Raw genomic sequence first — 18,418 nt, forward strand, 5'->3', positions numbered from 1 at the left:
TTGATTTTTTACAATCATATAAATGGGTGAAAATTTCACTTTTATTGTGTGTCTTTGTTCTATAGATGCAAAAAACCAAAAAAGGTTGCGTGAGCATTGCTTGCTGATGAAAGAAATAGTATTTTAGCCCTATATGTAAACTATTATTACCATACTTATGAGTTCTGAAAAAGAAGCAAAATTAAAAGCCTTAAAACTTACGTTAGACAAACTAGATAAAACCTACGGCAAAGGAGCCGTTATGAAGCTTGGTGATAGCGCTGTTGATGAAGTTGAAGTTATTCCTACCGGTTCTTTAGGGTTAGATGTTGCCTTGGGTGTTGGAGGATACCCAAGAGGCAGAATTATAGAAATTTTTGGTCCGGAATCTTCCGGTAAAACAACCCTTACTTTACATGCAATTGCTGAAGCTCAAAAAGCAGGAGGAATTGCAGCTTTTATTGATGCCGAACATGCTTTTGATAGGTTCTATGCAGAAAAACTTGGGGTAGATATAGATAACTTAATTATATCTCAACCAGACCACGGAGAGCAAGCATTAGAAATTGCCGATAATTTAATTAGATCTGGTGCTATAGATATTATTGTGATTGACTCTGTTGCTGCTTTAACTCCTAAGAGCGAGATAGAAGGAGAGATGGGAGATTCTAAAATGGGGTTACATGCTCGTTTAATGTCTCAGGCATTAAGAAAGCTTACCGCTACTATTAACAAAACAAGGTGTACAGCTATTTTTATTAACCAATTACGTGAAAAAATTGGAGTAATGTTTGGCAACCCAGAGACAACTACAGGTGGTAACGCCCTTAAATTCTATGCTTCGGTTAGGTTAGATATTAGGCGCTCTACCCAAATTAAAAATACACAAGGTGATGCAGCCGGAAACAAAACCCGTGTTAAAGTGGTAAAAAACAAAGTAGCACCTCCGTTTAAATCGGCAGAATTTGATATTATGTATAACGAAGGAATCTCTAAAGTAGGCGAAATAATTGACCTTGGTGTTGATTACGAAATTATTAAAAAGAGTGGTTCTTGGTTTAGTTATGGCGACACTAAGCTGGGGCAAGGTAGAGATGCCGTTAAGGCACTACTAAAAGATAATCCGGAGTTATTAGAAGAGTTAGAAACTAAAATTAAAGAAGCTATAAAAACCGTAACTGCCTAATCCCGGAAATTACTCCGGGATTTTTTTTTCATGCTACGCAACCTTTTTAAAAAAGTTGCATCTTACTAATGGCTTTTATTTACAATCATGAAAAAATAGGCTTTTGCCTACAACTAACTAAAATCAAAGCAGTTAACATTAGTTTTGAAAATGGTTAAATGTAAGCATGCAACTTGTTTACCCCTAAAACAAACAGCATGAAAAAGTATATTGGTTTTTTAGGTTTCTTATTACTTATGCTCATGGCATCGTGCGACTTTGATGACGACGGTGCCAATGTGCGTTTTGTGGCACTGCAAACTGTAGATGCTGTTTTTCCGGACAGCTTTGAGCGTGGTAACTTTTATCAAATTCAAGTTACTTATTTGCGCCCTAACGGTTGCACTTTTTTTGAAGGTTTTGATTTTAAAAAACCTGACCTTACAGAACGAGAAGTTGTTATTATTGGTTCGGTTTTTGAAGACATGGTTTGCACGCAAGCCGTAGAAGAAGCAACTGCCACATTTAATTTTGAAGTTTTATACGAAGATGTATATTACTTTAAATTTTGGGCAGGAACAGATGAACAAGGAAATGACATTTATTTAGAGTACCAAGTGCCCGTAACACCTTAAAAACTAATAAACCTAAGCCATAAGTGAGTTTACAACAACTCATACATGATTGTAAAAAGGGGGAACGAAAAGCACAAAAACAACTGTACGAGCGCTATAGTAGTCTTTTGTACAGCATTTGCTTAAAGTATTCCCGTAACAAAGCTGAAGCAGAAGATAATCTGCAGGATAGCTTTTTGACTATTTTTAAAAAAATAGAGCAGTACAATTTTAAAGGTTCTTTTGAAGGGTGGATTAGAAGAGTTACCATTAATACGGTACTACAAAAATACAGAAAAGAGAAAGAACGAGTTTTTGATATTATAAGCGAAAGTCATGAAAACTCGGTTTCTGTATCGGTTACCGAAAAAGAAGCTCAAGGCTTGTCTTTAGATTATTTACTAAAGCTTATACAAGAGCTTCCGGATAGGTACAGATTAACTTTTAATTTATATGTGTTAGATGGCTATTCGCATAAAGAAATAGCCGAATTGTTGAACATAACAGAAGGCACATCAAAATCTAATTTAGCAAGGGCAAGAGCGTTATTAAAAAAACGAATAGAAGAAGACAACATTAAAAAAAAAGTGAACTCAATTTAGACAATGAGTAGTAAAAAAAACATAGACCGTTTATTTCAGGAGCAGTTTAAAAATTTTGAAGCTACTCCAGATGCTCACGTTTGGCAACACATAGAGCAAAAACTTAATAAACAAAAGCGTTCCAAAAAAAGATTTTTACCATTGTGGTGGAAAGCCGGGAGTGCTGCTGCCATTTTATTAATAATGTTTGCTGTGGGTTACTCATTACTGGATAGCTCTTCTAATAGTATTCCTAATACTCCAACAATTACAAATACAGATGCTCAGCCCGAGAATAACTCTAATAATACCGAAGAAACCATAAATGATTCTAAATCTAACATTATAAAAGAAGTAGACAACAAAATAATCCATCAAAGCAAAAATAAATTGGGGGTTGCGCAAAAGAAAACACCAACACAAAACAACTCTAAAAATACAGTAACTAAAACTAACAATAGTTTACTGGCAAAAAACATCCAAACACCAGATACTAAAACAAATCAAAAAAATAACCCTATAACTAACCCAAATACAACAGGGGAATCGGTTGAGGCTTCTACTACTTCGCAGCAAAATGCTGTATCAAATTCTAAAAAATCTCTTTTAGAGATTGTTAATGAGCAACAAAGTTTAGAAGAAGATGATGCAAAAAAGCTGGCTAACTCAAAAAAATGGAGTATTAACCCAACCGTAGCCCCTGTTTATTTTAATGCCTTTGGCAGTGGCTCTCCTATAGATGCTTCTTTTGTAGATAATAGTAAATCTGGTAATGTTAACCTTAGTTATGGCGTAAATGTTGCGTACCAAGTGTCTAAGCGCCTAAGTGTTAGATCTGGTATTAATAAGGTAGATTTTGGTTACACCACCAACAACATAACTTTTTCTCCTTCTGTGCAGGCACTGGGCTATGATTTTGTAACTCCATCTGGAGATGTGCCGATTCAGGTTTTTGACAGTAATGAGAAAGCTCCTTTAAATGGCAACTCAGAGTTTTCTGCCAGAAGCGCACAATTTACAGGAGAGATGGTTCAGCGATTAGGATATATTGAAGTGCCTCTTGAAGCTAAATACAGACTTATTAACAAGAAAATTGGAGTGAACTTAGTTGGCGGTATTAGCTCATTATTTTTAACAAATAATAGCGTTACGCTAACCTCAGAAAACATAACCACAATGTTGGGCAAAGCCAACAATGTAAACAGCATAAATTTTAGTACAAACATAGGATTAGGAATAGACTATAAGTTCTCTGAAAGTTTATTGCTAAATATTGAGCCTATGTTTAAATATCAGTTAAACACATTCTCTAACGAAATAGGAAGTTTTTCTCCTTATTCGTTAGGAATTTATACAGGATTCAGTTTTAGGTTCTAATATATCCCGATACTTCCTAAAATCGGGAGTTTTTAGTTGGTTAGGTTGAATTATTGCTTGGTTGAGCAATAATTTAAAAAGGCTGCCGGAAAATCGGCAGCCTTTTCCTTTTATTTAAGCTTCTAATGAATTTAATATTACCGTTCTTGCTTGTTCTCTTAACTCTTTTTTATGCGCAGAAGTAAGACCTTTTGTTTGAATAAACTCATGTACAATCACTCTCATTCTCCCAGGGGATCCTTTTAAAAATGTGTATGGATATCTTTTTTTATTATCTAAAAAACTCATTGGCACAATAGGTATTTGGTATTCTATTGCCAAGTTAAATGCTCCGTCTTTAAAATTATCTAACACAACAGATTCATCATCAGGCACTCCTCCTTCAGGAAAAATACAAATGCTTAATCCTTGTGCTAAACGCTTTTTGGCTCTTAAATACACTGCCGTTCTGCTTTTAGGATTGCTTCTATCTACCATAATACATACGCGCTTGTAAAAAAAGCCAAAAACCGGAATTTTTACTAACTCCTTTTTCCCCACAAAAACAAAAGGGTTTTTAGAGATTTTAAGCATCAGCATTATATCTATCATACTGGTGTGGTTAGCTATAAGCATATAACTTTTTCCTTTTTCCAGTTTTTGATGCCACTTTATTTTAGGCCAAAAGCCCATTCCGAACAAAATAGTATTTGCCCAGATATTTCTGGCTAGCCAAAAAAACTGAGGATACCATTTTTCTCTCGATGTAAAAAGGAGTAAAAAAGGAAACATTACCAAAATTGGTAATGCTACAAGTATGTAAAACCATATTCTCCAAAGGGTTTTACCAATAGCCTTTAGTAAGAAAATCATACCTCCAAAAATATAATTTTAAATAATTATTTATATTAAATGGGTAAAAAACAACACAAAAACTTTTAATTATGGGACTTTTATATGCATTACTTATTGGAGGTGTAGCCGGATGGCTAGCCGGTAAAATTATGAAAGGAGGAGGCTATGGCGTCCTCGTTAATATTATTTTAGGTATTATTGGAGGTATTGTTGGTAATTGGGTTTTTAGAGCTTTAGAGATTTCTGTTAGTGATGGTATTTTGGGAGACCTAATTACCGGAGTTATTGGAGCCTTAGTTGTTCTGCTAATTGCAGGTCTTTTTAAAAAATAGCACCTTCAAGTAACTAAAAAACTAAGCGGCTTTGCCGCTTTTTTTATTTGCTGGCTATCGCTACATTTGCAGTTGATTAAAATAAAGCTGTATGGCAAGAATATTAACAGGTATTCAAAGCACCGGAACACCACATCTAGGTAATATTTTAGGAGCTATTATTCCGGCTATAGAAATGGCGAACGATCCTAATAATGAATCGTTTTTGTTTATTGCCGATATGCATTCGCTTACTCAAATAAAAGATGGTGAGCAATTGTATAATAATACCCTTGCTACAGCTGCCGCATGGCTCTCTTTTGGCTTAGACATAAACAAAACTGTTTTTTATAAACAAAGTGATGTGCCACAAGTTACTGAACTTGCCTGGTACTTAAATTGTTTCTTTCCATACCAACGTTTAACCTTAGCACATTCGTTTAAAGATAAGGCAGATCGCTTAGAAGATGTAAACGCCGGCCTATTTACATACCCAATGTTAATGGCTGCCGATATTTTATTATATGATGCAGAAATTGTTCCTGTTGGAAAAGATCAGTTGCAACACTTAGAAATTACACGCGACGTTGCAGCAAGATTTCATAATAAAATGGGAGAAACATTTGTAATGCCAGAAGCTAAAATTCATGAAGATACACAATGGATTCCCGGCACCGATGGTGAGAAAATGAGTAAGAGTAAAGGGAATATTATTAATATTTTCTTACCCGAAAAGCAGCTCAGAAAGCAAATAATGAGCATTCAAACAGATAGCACGCCTTTAGAAGAACCTAAAAACCCTGATACAGATAATGTATTTGCCATTTATAAGCTACTAGCTACTAAAGAAGACACCGCTAAAATGCGTGAAAATTATTTAAAAGGCGGTTATGGCTATGGGCATGCCAAACAAGAATTATACCAATTGGTTTTAGAGCGCTTTGAAGAGGAACGAGCTAAGTTTAGCCACTATATGAATAACCCTGAAGAAATTGAAAAGGCTTTAAAAATAGGAGCAGACAAAGCAAAGGTTGTTGCAGACCAAGTATTAGAACGTGTTAGAAAAAGGCTAGGCTACTAAAATACCTTTTGGTATATTAGATAGCTTCAAATATTTTACCGGGTAGTGGTCTAACAGCTCCTTTTAGCTCCATTTGCAATAGTAGAGTTGTTGTTTGGTGTATTGGTATTTTACATTCTAATGCAATTACATCCAACAAACTCTTACCGTTTTCAACTAAATAAGAATGTATTTGAGACTCTATATCATTTAATGAAACAAAAAGCTTTTTTTGTGTATTCTTAACCGTCGTATTTAATTCCCAGCCTAACATATATACTATATCTGCAGCTTGCGTTATCATATGGGCTGCTTGTTTTTTTATTAAATTATTACATCCTACACTATGCGAATCAGTTGCTCTGCCAGGTAACGCAAACACTTCTCTATTGTAACTGTTTGCTATGTTTGCTGTTACTAAACTACCTCCTTTCTCGGCAGATTCAATCACAATTGTAGCTTCAGAAAGTCCTGCAATTATTCGGTTACGCTTTAAAAAATTCTCTCTATCAGGCACTGTGGCTGTCCAAAAATCTGAAACAAATCCGCCATTATTCAAAACATCTTTAACATAAACAGCATGTGTTTTAGGATAAACAGAATCCAATCCGTGTGCCATACAACCAATCGTTTGCAATCCGTACTTTATGGCTAGTTTTTGTGCTGTGATATCTACTCCAAAAGCAAATCCTGAAACAATTGTAGGGTTTAATGGTGCTAATTCTGATATGAGTTGCTCTAAAAAACTCTTTCCATACGAAGTTATTTTACGTGTTCCAACAATGCTAATACATTTTGGTGCATTTAAATCTGCATTACCTTTATAAAACAAAAGTATGGGGCTATCTACGCAATGTTTTAAGCGTTTGGGATAATTATCTTCTAAAAAATAAACTGCCCTAATATTATGAGAATGCATAGCATGTAGCTCTCTTTCGGCTGCTTTTAAATGTGCTGGATTATAAAGCTCTTTAATAGTATAAGTGCCTATTCCGTCTATATTTAAAAGTTGATGTTTTGGTGTTTTATAAACTGCTTCTATACTATTATTGCAGGCAGCAATTAATTTTTTTGCTGTGATATCTCCAATATGTGGGGTACGTTGTAAGGCAAGAGCATAAAGTAATTCGGTATGAGTCATTTACCTGTTTTTCTTCAGATTTCATCTCTAAAGTAACACAAAATGTTAATAAATTATGTAGATTTGAAAGTAAACCTTACATATTTTTTTTGAATATTTGTCTTAATGAGACTAGAGCGTTACATAAGCGAGTTATTATATAGATATCAATGTGTTACTGTGCCCGGGCTAGGTTCATTTTTAGCACAACACCAATCAGCACAGATAGACGAAGGCACTTATACCTTTGTTCCTCCTTCAAAAAAACTATCGTTTAATGCTCAGTTAACTTCTAATGATGGTTTGCTGGTAAAACACATTGCTGCTCATCAAAAAAAAGCATATGAATCTGTTTTAGAAGAAGTAGAAACTCAAGTAGACGAGTGGAAACGTCTTCTACAAAACCAAGAAAAAGTAACGCTTAAAAACATTGGAGTTCTTTGGCAAAACGAAGAAGAAAAAATACAGTTTCAGCCTGCCGAAGAAATTAATTACTTAACCAGTTCATTTGGTCTTTCGGCTTTTGTTTCTCCGGCTGTTGTTAGAGAAGAGTTAAAAGAGCAAGTGGCTGCCTTAGAAGAAAAAGCTCCAATACTTTTTACCCCTGAGAAAAAAGAAGCAGCTGTAAAAGAGCGTTTTCCTTACTTAAAATACGCTGCTGTATTTTTATTAGCAATTTCTACAGGGCTTACGGGTTACACTTATTTAGAAGACCAAAAATTGCGTACTGAGCAAATGGTTTCTGAAGACGCCCAGCGCCAAATTGAACACGCCATACAAGAGGCTACGTTTTTTAATACTACACCGTTAGAGATTCCAACAATAAAACTTAACATAAACAAAGCTCCTGAACGTTACCATATTATTGCCGGTGCCTTTAGGGTAAAAGCAAATGCACAAAAGAAAATTAAGCAATTACAGGCTAAAGGATATAGTGCGCGTGCCGTTGGCGTTAATAAATACGGGCTACACCAAGTAGCTTATGGTAGCTTTGCCGATGTAAACCAAGCACTTTCTTTTTTGCAAGAAATAAAAGCTACAGAATCTGCAGACGCATGGCTTTTAGTTGCCGATTCTGAATAAATCTTTAAACTTTTTCACATTACTTTTTTAGGCTGTATCTTTGCCAAAATTTTTTTGCATGCAACCTAAAACTCCATCTGAGTCTAAAACAATCATGACAGATATGGTTTTGCCAAGCGAAACCAATCCGTTAAACAATTTATTTGGGGGTGAATTATTAGCAAGAATGGACCGCTGTGCCAGTATTGCTGCCAGAAGACACTCAAGACGTATTGTTGTTACCGCATCGGTTAATCATGTTGCTTTTAATCGGACCATTCCGGTTGGTAGCGTAGTTACCGTAGAAGCATCAATTTCTAGAGCTTTTAACAGCTCTATGGAGGTATATTTAGATGTTTGGATAGAAGATAGAGAGAGCGGTGTTAGAAGCAAAGCTAACGAAGCCATATATACTTTTGTTGCAGTTGATGAAACCGGTCGTCCTGTGAAAGTTCCCGAAGTAATTCCGGAAACCGATTTAGAAAAAGAGCGATATGCAGCTGCTTTACGCAGAAAACAATTAAGCTTAGTATTAGCCGGAAAAATGAAGCCGGATGAAGCTACCGAGCTTAAAGCACTGTTTTTTGATACCAGTAAGTAGTTTTACATTCTATAAATCCAATTAGAAGGGTTTACCACTTTGCTATTTTGGTACATACTAAATTTTAAAATGGTATCTCCGGTAGTTGGGTTGGTAAACACTTTCCCTACGGGCTGTTTAGTTTTTACTTTATCGCCTTCTTTAACATAAACCCTACTTAAATTATTATATGCTGTTATGTAGTTACCATGCTGAATTAAAACAACTTTGTTGCCTCCTTTAACAACAAGCACTGCTAAAACCTCACCGTCATAAACTGCGCGTGCATCTGCATCTTTTTCGGTAGCAATGCGCAAACCATTACTCTGTATAGTAACCGATTTAACTATTGGATGCGGCTGTCTGCCAAAACGCATTACTACAATGCCTTTTTCTACCGGGCTTGGTAGTTTTCCTTTATTAGCTTCAAACCCTGCATTTACCAATTTAGTTTCCGGTGTTAGTGCAAAATTAGTAGAACGCGTATTGCCCGAGCTTTTATTTGATTTTGCTATAGCTGCTTTAATTATTTCGTTTATTTGCTTTTCTATAGCTGCTGCTTCACGTTGCTTTTTCCTAATTTGTGTAGCATATTTGCTTTCGTTCTTTTGTATGGTTTGCAATAACTCTCGTTGTGCTTTTCTTTCTTGCTCCAGTAGCGCTTGCTCTTTTTTGTTTTCGGCAATTAAACGCTCTTTTTCTTTGCGTTGTGCTATTAGTTCATTATTGAGCTGTTTTAGTTTTTCTGTTTTTTGCTGAATACTATTTGCTTGCTCTTTTCTGTAATTAGTGTACTGCTTTAAATATTGTAATCGTTTATAAGCCTGAAAGAAGTTTTTAGATGATAAAATAAACATTAACCTGCTTTGTGTAGATTTGTTTTTGTATGATTTTCTAATCATTTCGGCATAATCTTCTTTTAAAACTACGAGTTCTTCGGTGAGATTTCTAATTGCCTTAAGGTTACTGTTTATTTGTCTGTTAAGTAGGTTTGCTTGCTGGTTTGTAACGCTTATTAATTGGCGTCTAACACTTATTTTTTTATTAATATCTTCTACATGCTCTAAAACCGATCGCTTTTGCTTTTTTTCTTTAAAAAGTAACTGATTTATAGTTTTAATTTCTTCTAACAAGCGCTGACGCTTTTGCTCAAGCTCTTTTTGTTGGTTGGTTTGAGCAAAGGCAGGTAGCAAAAAAAATAATGCTGCAACTACTATAAGTAGGTTTTTTAATTTAACAAGCATGGTTATTCTAACACTATTTCATTAAATCCTTCCGGTATTCTGTACGGAAAAGTAACTCTTTCGTTAAAAGTAATATTTTTATATTCTAGTTCTATTTTAGTTTGTGCCACCCCTTCTGTTGCAATTAATGTTATTTTATCAGGAAATGTTTTATTATCTATTTTAAGGTAGTTATTATAAAATATTTGCAAGCTTCTATTTTGCAAAGGCATACTAACTTGTTGTGCAACCATTTTGTAGTGCGCCGGATCTACAACAAATAATTGTTGCCAAAAAGCGTCTTCTTCTTTAGGTTCTAACTTATAAGCATTCCCAGATGCTGTTACTTTAAAATCTGATGGGTTTAACTCTTGTATTGCTTGACCCAAAAGTAAGTTTTGAACTTTATAAAAGTTTAGTTCTGTTCCTAAAAGTTTGCTTAAATAGCTAAAATCACCATCAAAATAAGTGTTATCTAACTTATTATAAAAACTAACCCTATTGGGCGTAATAAGCACCTTAACTACAGATAGTGTGGCGCTTAGCCAAATAGCACTGTCTTTTTGCATTCTAAAACTAACGGTAAAGTTTTGTTGTGTGTGCCCATCGTTAAAATCAATCTTCATTCTTCCTCTTATGGTAGAAAAATCTAATGCTTTGTTGTAATGATTAGCAATAACCTCTTTTGCTGCTACATTTTTAGAAGCTTTCTTGCCAGATATAACATTTTTAGTTCCGCAAGACACAAAAAACAAAGTAAAAATTACCACAAATAGTTGTCTCATTTAGATACAGTAAATTTTAAAGTCGGCTTTTAGTTTTTTTAAGATAAATAGAGGCTTTTTTTGTATCTCCTAATGATGAATAAGAAACCGCTAATTGTTTATAAATGTTGTTTTTAAGCTCTACGTCATCAATCAAAAAATCGAGTGCCATTTCTAAAACCTCAGCAGCTTCTTTATATTGGGCTACACTGTTTAAAGCCAATCCTTTAGCATAATAAAAGTATGGTTGTGTTGGAAAATTATCTAGCGCTTCCGTAGCTACTTGCAGCAAGGCTTGCTTATGTTCTACCTCTATTAGTTTAGCTAATATGGTTTTGTATTGATTGATTGGGTTTTGGGTATCTTTCTGAATTACAATTTCGCGTGTTGTTTTCTTCTTGTTCTCTTCAAATTGGTAGGCTAAAACTAATGCTCTTAGGTTTTTTCTCTCTGTTGTAACACCATGTTTAGCATCTAATTCGTCTAAAACCTGTAAAGCGTGCTCATAGTTGCCAAACTTAGCGTAAAGTTTGGCCAAGTTTTCGCGCAATTGTAAGCTTTTTATTTTTAATTGATTATCTACATTAAGTGTATTATACATATCTCCACGGGCATCATAAACTGCTAAAAGTGCTTCTAAATACCATATGTTTTCGGGTTCTACTTTAACCGCATTCTCTAAATACGATTGTGCTACAGCATATTTTTTTAGTTGAAAGTAATTTTTCCCCAGCTCAAAATCTACAGCTACATTAGTAGGTTGTAAATTTTTGCAAAGCATAAGTTTTTCTATGGCTCTATCGTAATTTTCTACAGCCCTTTCTTTAAGAGCTTCAAAAAAATGCTCCTGAAAACTATCCGATACTATTTCTTGCGTTACATCGGCTGCTGTATCTTCTTGAGCATAACTGCCGTTTAAAAACAACAAGCCAAAGGCTATAAATAATATGTAGTTTGCTTTTTTCATTATGCTATACCATACGCAAAAAATATGCCCAATTAACTTTGTTACACCAATTGAGAGTAGTCTCCAATACTAATACTGGTAAAGTTGCCATCGTACTCTACGTGATTGCCAATCATAGCATTTTGTAAGGTAGCATTTTTTATGGTTGTGTGCGCCTGAATTAAGCTGTTTTTAACAGTTGAGTTTTCTATTGCCGTATTTTCTCCAACCGACACATGCGGACCAATTGTTGTGTTTTTTAAAACAACACCTTTGGCAATAAAGCAAGGCGATATTATCTGTGCATTCTCTAATACAACCTCCGAATGAATAAGTTCTTCTTGGGCATCTGCAGCTAAAAAATCTAACATTTTAGCGTTTGTCTCTACCGTTACATTTTTATTACCACAGTCCATCCATTCATCTACAGTTCCTGTTTTAAATACTTTACCTTCGGCCATCATTCGTTTTATACCATCGTTTATTTGGTATTCTCCGCCATTGGTAATGTTTTCATCTAAAACTTCCTGCAATTTTTCTTTTAATACACCAACGTCTTTAAAATAATATATACCAATAACAGCTTGGTCTGATACAAATTCTTTTGGTTTTTCTACCAGCTCAACAATTTCGTTTTTATCATTAAGTTTTACAACCCCATAGGCCTCCGGATTAGCCACTTTTTTTGTCCAAATTACACTATCTGCATCCGTATCTAAATTAAAGCTGACCCTAATAAGCGTATCGGCATATGCAATAACAGCCGGACCGGAAAGCGATGGCTCTGCACACATAATTGCATGGCCGGTTCCTAACGGTTTGTCTTGTCTGTAAATAGTAGCTTTAGCACCAAGATCTTGAGCTAATGCGGTTAAACTTTCTACCACATCTTCACCAAAAAAAGCCGGATCTCCTAAAATAAAAGCAATCTCTTGTACCGGTTGTTTTAATACTTTTACGATGTCTTGTACCAGTCTGTGCACTATTGGTTTTCCGGCTACCGGAATTAATGGCTTTGGTACTGTTAATGTGTGTGGTCTTAATCTTGAGCCTCTACCGGCCATAGGTACTATAATCTTCATAACGCTTTCTTCTGTTTTTTGCAGTATTACTCTTTATTTTACTCCTGTGCTCCCAAAACCTCCTGCTCCGCGTTTAGTTTCTGAAAGTTCCTGTACTTGTTCCCAAACGGCTCTTTCGTGTTTAGCAATAACTAACTGTGCTATACGCTCACCGTCTTCTATTGTAAAGGGTTCGTTAGAGAGGTTTACTAAAATCACTCCTATTTCGCCTCTGTAATCGGCATCTATGGTTCCGGGTGCATTTAACACTGTTATGCCTTTTTTGGCTGCTAAACCACTTCTTGGTCTAACCTGAGCTTCGTAACCTATGGGAAGTTCTATAAATAACCCTGTTTTAATAATAACTCTTTCTAACGGTTGTAGTGTTACCGGTTCTGAAAGATTAGCTCGTAAATCCATCCCAGCAGAAGCCTCCGTTTCGTAATGAGGTAAGGTGTGTTTAGATTGATTGACTATTTTAATTTTCATTGCGACTGATAAGTAATTTTAATCTGTTTTTTTCTAGTTTATATATAATTCCCAAAAATATTAAAAGTAGGAGTGTGCCAATAACCAAATTTCCATTGAAACCATAAAATACAATAGCAGAAAATGCAATGGCTGTTCCTAGGCTAATGCCTATTTTTTTTAGATTGTATGGTATTGGATAGTGTTTTTTGCCGAAATAAAATGATAACAACATCATAGTACCATAAGCAGCCAATGTTGCCAAAGCAGATGCTTTATACCCTATAGTAGGAATAAAAGCCAAATTAATAACAAGTGTAATTAGTGCTCCTGTAACCGATATGTATGCTCCAAAACGTGTTTTATCGGTAATTTTATACCAAACCGATAAGTTGTGATAAATACCCAAACACAGGTTAGCCAATAATATTACAGGAACAATCCACATTGCTTCCCAAAATGCTTTATTCTGAATAAAAATTAGTTTTAACACATCGGCAAAAACAACTACAGCCAGCAAAATAACAGCTCCAAACATTACAAAATATTCTAATATAATAGCGTAGTGCTTTTGAGGGCTCTCTGAGTTAGCATGACTAAAAAAATAGGGTTCTATGCCAAGTCTAAATGCTGTTACAAACAACGTCATAAACACTCCCAGTTTGTAACATGCAGCATAAATTCCTACTTGAGCTTCTGCAATGTTTTCAGGTAGTAGGTATTTAAGTAAAATTTTATCGAATGCTTCGTTTATAGAAAAGGCTATTCCGGCAATTAAAACCGGATAAGCATATTTTATCATTTGTTTCCACATATACTTATTAAAGCCAAGCCCAATTTTTTTGTAAACCGGAAAAACCCAAACAAATGTTATTATACTTGCTGCTAAATTGGCTAAAAACACATATTTTACTTTGTTTTCCGGCCAATATATGTGTGCCAAAACAGAATTTGTAGAATCTGAAACAAGTTCCGGTAAAAGCAAAAAGAAAAACAGGTTTAACCCTAAGTTTATACTTACGTTCCCTATTTTAATTAAAGTGTAATTTTTAGGCTTCTCGTTAGCCCTAAACCAAGCAAAAGGCAAAACCACCAAGGCATCAAAAAATAAAATGAGTATGGCATATGTAATATAAACCGGGTTGTATTCTAACCAATACGCAATATCATTTTTAAAAATTAACCCGACAATTACAAAGATTGATGATGATATTAATAGCGATGTTAGTGCAGTAGCCTGTATAGTTTGTTTTTGATTAGGATGCTTGTTTACAAACCTAAAAAAAGCGGTTTCCATACCATATGAAAGCACTACATTCCCTAAAATTAAGTAAGCAAACAACGATGCATAAATACCGTATTCTTTTTGAGTCATGAATCCGGTGTACAACGGAAGCAATAAAAAGCTTAGCATTCGGGGCAAAACCGTTGCTAAACCATAAATAAAGGTGTGCTTAACTAGTTTTTGTAGTGCGCTCAAAAGAAGTGTTACATGTTAACCGTGCTAAAAATATTGATTTACGGTTGTTTAACAAAGCTCCAAAGTTATTTAATATTAGTTATAGTTAATAGGGGCTTTTTGTACAATTCCGGAAATTTTAAAAAATTTCTCTGTATTTCCATCAACATATTTTAAAACAGCCTCGTCTTCTTTTAGCTTAAAAGGTATTTTATGTTTTGGTTTTGGAATGGTATTACCAAACTCTTTTTTAGGATCACTATGCATTACCATATCAGATTTCTGATCTGGTTTTATTACAAAGTTAGCAACACAAGTAACAGCATCTGAAGTACTTTCTGTTGTTATTGCTGCTTTCATTCCTCTAAAATACAAAGAGTCTAAACTAACTCCTTCTGGCATATTTTTTACCGTAAACGATACTTTAATTCCGTTACCACTTTCCGGCCTTCCTCCATACCAATTTTGTGCAATAGGTTTTTGCACTATAAAAGGTGTTTTTTGTTCTAATTTTTGAGAAGAAGAACAACTTGAAAATGCTATAAGCATAATTACACTTAATAAACTGTTATAGAAAGCGGTTGTTTTCATAAATATACAAATTAAGGATTAAGCAAAAGCTTACAGTAGCTCTGCTAAATATACAAAACCAAAAGCGTGCCAAAAACAAAACCCCAAGATTTTCTTGGGGTTTAATATGGTTAAAATTTAAAGTCTAACTTTAGTTGTTTAGTGCTTCGGCACCTCCAACAATTTCAAGAATTTCTCCTGTAATTGCTGCCTGACGGGCCTTGTTGTAGTTAAGCGTTAATTCGGCTTTTAATTCTTTAGCATTATCTGTTGCCTTGTGCATAGCAGTCATACGTGCACCATGCTCTGCAGCAAACGAATCTCTAATAGCTTTAAACAGCTGCATTTTTAGAGATTTAGGAATTAACGTCTGAACGATTTCGGCTTTAGTAGGCTCAAAAATATAATCTAATTGCGTTGTGCTTTCTGAAGCTTGGGCAACAATAGGTAAAAACTGCTCTGCTTTTACAATTTGCGTAGCAGCATTTTTAAATTGATTGTAAACTAATACAATCTTATCATAAGCTCCTTCAGCATATTTATTCATTAGCATTTGAGCAATCTCAGCTACATTTTCGAACGTTAACTCGTCAAAAATGGCATTATTATTTTCTATAACCGAAAAGCGTTTTTTAAGAATATCGTTTCCTTTCTTACCAATAGTAACAAAGTCTACTTGCTTACCGGCATAAACCTCTGTTGCTTGGTTTGTAGCTTCTTTAATGATATTACTATTAAACGCACCACAAAGACCTCTATTAGATGTAATTGCAACCACAAGCACTTTATTAACCTCGCGTTGTTGTGCATATACACTTCCAGAATCTCCTTCTAATGTAGCACTAAGACTTTGCAACAACTCGGTAAGCTTATCTGAATACGGACGCATTGCTGTAATAGCATCTTGAGCCTTTTTTAATTTGGCTGCAGATACCATTTTCATAGCGCTCGTAATTTGCATTGTAGAGGCTACCGACGATATTCTGTTGCGTATTTCTTTTAAGTTTGCCATTTTAATTAAATCGGTTCGTAACTAATTACGAAATAAGTATTACTTATGTTGATTTATATATAAAGTTTCTGCCCCTTGAACAGGGCAGAAACCTACAAATTATGCTTTATATCTAGCAGAAACATCTTTAGCTACTTTAGTTAAGGTATCTGTAACCTCATCGGTTAATTTACCTGCTTTTAAAGTATCTAACACGTCTCTGTGCTTAGCATTTAAATACTCTAAGTACTCTTTCTCGAACTCTTTAACGCGCTCTACAGGAACGTCTTTTAATAAGTTCTTAGTACCTGCGTAAATAATTGCAATTTGGTCTTCTACGGTAAACGGTTCTCCTTGAGCTTGCTTTAAGATTTCTACGTTACGCTTACCTTTTTCGATTACGTTTAATGTAGCAGCATCTAAATCAGAACCAAACTTAGCGAATGCTTCTAATTCACGGAACTGAGCTTGGTCTAACTTAAGTGTTCCTGCTACTTTTTTCATTGATTTAATTTGAGCTGATCCACCTACACGAGATACCGATATACCTACGTTAATAGCCGGACGAACCCCTGAGTTAAATAAGTCTGACTCTAAGAATATTTGCCCGTCTGTAATAGAAATTACGTTTGTAGGAATATAAGCTGATACGTCTCCTGCTTGAGTTTCGATGATTGGTAACGCTGTTAACGATCCACCTCCTTTAACAATTCCCTTAAGAGTATCAGGCAGGTCGTTCATTCCTTTAGCAATATCATCATCGGCAATAATCTTAGCAGAACGCTCTAGTAATCTTGAGTGTAAGTAGAATACGTCTCCCGGATAAGCTTCACGTCCTGGAGGTCTTCTTAATAATAATGACACCTCACGGTATGCTACTGCTTGTTTAGAAAGATCATCGTATACAATTAAAGCAGGACGACCTGTGTCTCTAAAGTACTCACCAATTGCTGCTCCAGCAAACGGTGCGTAAACTTGCATTGGTGCAGGGTCTGAAGCATTTGCAGCTACAATAACTGTGTAGTCTAACGCTCCTTTATCTTCTAAAGTTTTAGCGATAGCAGCTACTGTAGAAGCTTTTTGCCCAACTGCAACATATATACAATATACAGGCTCACCTGCATCGTAGAATTCTTTTTGGTTAATGATGGTATCAATAGCAACAGTAGTTTTTCCGGTTTGACGGTCACCAATAATAAGCTCACGTTGCCCTCTACCAATTGGAATCATTGCGTCTACCGCTTTAATACCGGTTTGTAAAGGTTCATTTACCGGCTGACGGTAAATTACACCCGGTGCTTTACGCTCTAATGGCATTTCGTAAAGCTCACCTCCAATTGGACCTTTACCATCTATTGGGTTACCAAGGGTGTCTACAACACGCCCTAGCATTTGTTCTCCAACTTTTATAGAGGCAATACGTTGGGTACGTTTTACGGTAGCTCCTTCTTTAATTTCTTTAGAAGGTCCTAATAATACTATACCTACGTTATCTTCTTCAAGGTTCAATACAATACCTTCCATTCCACCTTCAAACTCTACTAACTCGCCATATTGCGCGTTAGAAAGTCCGTAAGCACGTGCAATACCGTCACCCACCTGAAGTACGGTTCCTACTTCATCTAAAGAAGCTTGTGCTTCGAATCCTGATAATTGTTGCTTTAAGATTGCTGATACCTCAGCAGCTTTAACTTCTGCCATCTGTTTCTATTTTAGTTTGTTGCTAATGACCTTTTTAAGTTGTTTAATTGATTTGAAATGCTTGCGTTATACTGTTTGTCTCCCACACGTAAAATAAAGCCTCCAATAATACTTTCGTCTATTTTATTTTGAAGCTCTACTTCTTTATTGGTAAGTTCTTTTACTTTGGCAAGCACTTTTTTCTCTAAGTTAGAATCTAAAGGAAATGCTGTTGTAACAACAGCTACTTCTTTTCCTTTAAGTTCATCAAAGAGTACTTTATATTTTTTAGCTACTTCGCCTAGTAGCGCAATTCTTTTATTGGCAGCCAACAAGTCTATTAACTGTAAGGTTAGTTTATGGCTGTCTTTAAAAATTGCTTTAAGCGATGCTTTTTTGTCTTCTGTTTTTACAATTGGGCTTTGAAGCATTAATTGTAACTCTCTGCTTGTAGCAATAGTTTTAGCCACTTGCTCCATATCTTTAGCAACTGCTTCGGTAGCATTTTGCTCGTTTGCAAGTTCTAAAATTGCTTTAGCGTAACGTATTGCTGCTCTTAATCCCGTCATTGTT

The 18,418-nt window shown here is 35.2% G+C and carries 20 protein-coding genes; 8 read left to right on the plus strand and 12 right to left on the minus strand.

Annotated features, from left to right (window positions below; translation table 11 throughout):
- The first annotated feature begins 157 nt into the window (after positions 1 to 157).
- The 4 genes from recA (at position 158) to ACZ5CF_RS02605 (ending at position 3,716) form a co-directional block, all read left to right on the plus strand.
- Positions 158 to 1,165, plus strand: coding sequence for a recombinase RecA (gene recA, locus ACZ5CF_RS02590; RefSeq protein WP_464580179.1), 1,008 nt, complete (start codon positions 158 to 160; stop codon positions 1,163 to 1,165).
- A gap of 197 nt (positions 1,166 to 1,362) precedes the next feature.
- Positions 1,363 to 1,779: a hypothetical protein gene (locus ACZ5CF_RS02595; RefSeq protein WP_464580181.1), complete on the plus strand. Its 417-nt coding sequence runs from the start codon at positions 1,363 to 1,365 to the stop codon at positions 1,777 to 1,779.
- Positions 1,780 to 1,802: 23 nt separating this feature from the next.
- Complete coding sequence (locus tag ACZ5CF_RS02600; RefSeq protein ID WP_464580183.1) at positions 1,803 to 2,360, plus strand: RNA polymerase sigma factor; 558 nt, start codon at positions 1,803 to 1,805, stop codon at positions 2,358 to 2,360.
- Positions 2,361 to 2,363: 3 nt separating this feature from the next.
- Positions 2,364 to 3,716, plus strand: a complete 1,353-nt coding sequence (locus ACZ5CF_RS02605; protein ID WP_464580185.1) for an outer membrane beta-barrel protein — start codon at positions 2,364 to 2,366, stop codon at positions 3,714 to 3,716.
- Between the two features lie 114 nt (positions 3,717 to 3,830).
- On the opposite strand, the gene ACZ5CF_RS02610 is transcribed toward ACZ5CF_RS02605, so the two are convergent.
- Positions 3,831 to 4,568 carry a lysophospholipid acyltransferase family protein gene (locus ACZ5CF_RS02610; protein ID WP_464580186.1) on the minus strand — a complete coding sequence of 246 codons (738 nt, stop codon included), beginning with the start codon at positions 4,566 to 4,568 and terminating at the stop codon, positions 3,831 to 3,833.
- Between the two features lie 71 nt (positions 4,569 to 4,639).
- On the opposite strand from ACZ5CF_RS02610, the gene ACZ5CF_RS02615 reads away from it, so the two are divergent.
- The gene (locus ACZ5CF_RS02615; protein WP_464580187.1) at positions 4,640 to 4,882 is read left to right on the plus strand and encodes a GlsB/YeaQ/YmgE family stress response membrane protein; all 243 of its coding nucleotides are present in this window, start codon (positions 4,640 to 4,642) and stop codon (positions 4,880 to 4,882) included.
- A gap of 91 nt (positions 4,883 to 4,973) precedes the next feature.
- A complete protein-coding gene (gene trpS / locus ACZ5CF_RS02620; RefSeq protein WP_464580188.1) occupies positions 4,974 to 5,942 on the plus strand; it encodes a tryptophan--tRNA ligase in 969 nt (322 codons plus the stop codon).
- 16 nt (positions 5,943 to 5,958) lie between these two features.
- Here trpS and dprA read toward each other — a convergent pair whose 3' ends face one another.
- Positions 5,959 to 7,062, minus strand: a complete 1,104-nt coding sequence (gene dprA, locus ACZ5CF_RS02625) for a DNA-processing protein DprA (protein WP_464580190.1) — start codon at positions 7,060 to 7,062, stop codon at positions 5,959 to 5,961.
- Positions 7,063 to 7,167: 105 nt separating this feature from the next.
- Between dprA and ACZ5CF_RS02630 the strand changes: the two genes are divergently transcribed.
- On the plus strand, positions 7,168 to 8,124 hold the full coding sequence (locus tag ACZ5CF_RS02630) for an HU domain-containing protein (protein ID WP_464580192.1): 957 nt from the start codon (positions 7,168 to 7,170) through the stop codon (positions 8,122 to 8,124).
- Between the two features lie 58 nt (positions 8,125 to 8,182).
- Positions 8,183 to 8,704 (plus strand): acyl-CoA thioesterase, encoded by a 522-nt coding sequence (locus ACZ5CF_RS02635; protein WP_464580193.1) that lies wholly within the window; start codon positions 8,183 to 8,185, stop codon positions 8,702 to 8,704.
- 2 nt (positions 8,705 to 8,706) lie between these two features.
- Here the strand turns inward: ACZ5CF_RS02635 and ACZ5CF_RS02640 are convergent, their stop codons facing one another.
- The 10 genes from ACZ5CF_RS02640 to atpH form a co-directional block, all read right to left on the minus strand.
- Complete coding sequence (locus ACZ5CF_RS02640) at positions 8,707 to 9,927, minus strand: murein hydrolase activator EnvC family protein (RefSeq protein ID WP_464580194.1); 1,221 nt, start codon at positions 9,925 to 9,927, stop codon at positions 8,707 to 8,709.
- Positions 9,928 to 9,929: 2 nt separating this feature from the next.
- Positions 9,930 to 10,691: a lipoprotein insertase outer membrane protein LolB1 gene (lolB1, locus tag ACZ5CF_RS02645; RefSeq protein ID WP_464580195.1), complete on the minus strand. Its 762-nt coding sequence runs from the start codon at positions 10,689 to 10,691 to the stop codon at positions 9,930 to 9,932.
- Between the two features lie 16 nt (positions 10,692 to 10,707).
- Positions 10,708 to 11,637, minus strand: coding sequence for a tetratricopeptide repeat protein (locus ACZ5CF_RS02650; RefSeq protein WP_464580197.1), 930 nt, complete (start codon positions 11,635 to 11,637; stop codon positions 10,708 to 10,710).
- Between the two features lie 41 nt (positions 11,638 to 11,678).
- Complete coding sequence (locus tag ACZ5CF_RS02655) at positions 11,679 to 12,698, minus strand: sugar phosphate nucleotidyltransferase (RefSeq protein ID WP_464580198.1); 1,020 nt, start codon at positions 12,696 to 12,698, stop codon at positions 11,679 to 11,681.
- Positions 12,699 to 12,731: 33 nt separating this feature from the next.
- Positions 12,732 to 13,166 carry a dUTP diphosphatase gene (gene dut, locus ACZ5CF_RS02660; protein WP_464580199.1) on the minus strand — a complete coding sequence of 145 codons (435 nt, stop codon included), beginning with the start codon at positions 13,164 to 13,166 and terminating at the stop codon, positions 12,732 to 12,734.
- The gene (locus tag ACZ5CF_RS02665; RefSeq protein WP_464580200.1) at positions 13,156 to 14,625 is read right to left on the minus strand and encodes a lipopolysaccharide biosynthesis protein; all 1,470 of its coding nucleotides are present in this window, start codon (positions 14,623 to 14,625) and stop codon (positions 13,156 to 13,158) included. The genes dut and ACZ5CF_RS02665 overlap by 11 nt, the downstream gene beginning before the upstream one ends.
- Positions 14,626 to 14,700: 75 nt before the next feature.
- Positions 14,701 to 15,195, minus strand: coding sequence for a hypothetical protein (locus ACZ5CF_RS02670; protein ID WP_464580201.1), 495 nt, complete (start codon positions 15,193 to 15,195; stop codon positions 14,701 to 14,703).
- 130 nt (positions 15,196 to 15,325) lie between these two features.
- A complete protein-coding gene (gene atpG / locus ACZ5CF_RS02675) occupies positions 15,326 to 16,186 on the minus strand; it encodes an ATP synthase F1 subunit gamma (RefSeq protein ID WP_464580202.1) in 861 nt (286 codons plus the stop codon).
- A gap of 99 nt (positions 16,187 to 16,285) precedes the next feature.
- A complete protein-coding gene (atpA, locus tag ACZ5CF_RS02680; RefSeq protein ID WP_464580203.1) occupies positions 16,286 to 17,866 on the minus strand; it encodes a F0F1 ATP synthase subunit alpha in 1,581 nt (526 codons plus the stop codon).
- A gap of 11 nt (positions 17,867 to 17,877) precedes the next feature.
- Positions 17,878 to 18,414 (minus strand): ATP synthase F1 subunit delta, encoded by a 537-nt coding sequence (gene atpH / locus ACZ5CF_RS02685; RefSeq protein WP_464580204.1) that lies wholly within the window; start codon positions 18,412 to 18,414, stop codon positions 17,878 to 17,880.
- Between the last annotated feature and the right edge of the window lie 4 nt (positions 18,415 to 18,418).

Source organism: Lutaonella thermophila (assembly GCF_055387725.1).

Bases quoted from the DNA above. Each gene is read 5' to 3' on its own strand.
- recA (WP_464580179.1), top strand. From the start codon at position 158: ATGAGTTCTGAAAAAGAAGCAAAATTAAAAGCCTTAAAACTTACGTTA.
- ACZ5CF_RS02595 (WP_464580181.1), top strand. From the start codon at position 1,363: ATGAAAAAGTATATTGGTTTTTTAGGTTTCTTATTACTTATGCTCATG.
- ACZ5CF_RS02605 (WP_464580185.1), top strand. From the start codon at position 2,364: ATGAGTAGTAAAAAAAACATAGACCGTTTATTTCAGGAGCAGTTTAAA.
- ACZ5CF_RS02610 (WP_464580186.1), bottom strand. From the start codon at position 4,568: ATGATTTTCTTACTAAAGGCTATTGGTAAAACCCTTTGGAGAATATGG.
- ACZ5CF_RS02615 (WP_464580187.1), top strand. From the start codon at position 4,640: ATGGGACTTTTATATGCATTACTTATTGGAGGTGTAGCCGGATGGCTA.
- trpS (WP_464580188.1), top strand. From the start codon at position 4,974: ATGGCAAGAATATTAACAGGTATTCAAAGCACCGGAACACCACATCTA.
- dprA (WP_464580190.1), bottom strand. From the start codon at position 7,062: ATGACTCATACCGAATTACTTTATGCTCTTGCCTTACAACGTACCCCA.
- ACZ5CF_RS02630 (WP_464580192.1), top strand. From the start codon at position 7,168: ATGAGACTAGAGCGTTACATAAGCGAGTTATTATATAGATATCAATGT.
- ACZ5CF_RS02635 (WP_464580193.1), top strand. From the start codon at position 8,183: ATGCAACCTAAAACTCCATCTGAGTCTAAAACAATCATGACAGATATG.
- ACZ5CF_RS02640 (WP_464580194.1), bottom strand. From the start codon at position 9,927: ATGCTTGTTAAATTAAAAAACCTACTTATAGTAGTTGCAGCATTATTT.
- lolB1 (WP_464580195.1), bottom strand. From the start codon at position 10,691: ATGAGACAACTATTTGTGGTAATTTTTACTTTGTTTTTTGTGTCTTGC.
- ACZ5CF_RS02650 (WP_464580197.1), bottom strand. From the start codon at position 11,637: ATGAAAAAAGCAAACTACATATTATTTATAGCCTTTGGCTTGTTGTTT.
- ACZ5CF_RS02655 (WP_464580198.1), bottom strand. From the start codon at position 12,698: ATGAAGATTATAGTACCTATGGCCGGTAGAGGCTCAAGATTAAGACCA.
- dut (WP_464580199.1), bottom strand. From the start codon at position 13,166: ATGAAAATTAAAATAGTCAATCAATCTAAACACACCTTACCTCATTAC.
- ACZ5CF_RS02670 (WP_464580201.1), bottom strand. From the start codon at position 15,195: ATGAAAACAACCGCTTTCTATAACAGTTTATTAAGTGTAATTATGCTT.
- atpG (WP_464580202.1), bottom strand. From the start codon at position 16,186: ATGGCAAACTTAAAAGAAATACGCAACAGAATATCGTCGGTAGCCTCT.
- atpA (WP_464580203.1), bottom strand. From the start codon at position 17,866: ATGGCAGAAGTTAAAGCTGCTGAGGTATCAGCAATCTTAAAGCAACAA.
- atpH (WP_464580204.1), bottom strand. From the start codon at position 18,414: ATGACGGGATTAAGAGCAGCAATACGTTACGCTAAAGCAATTTTAGAA.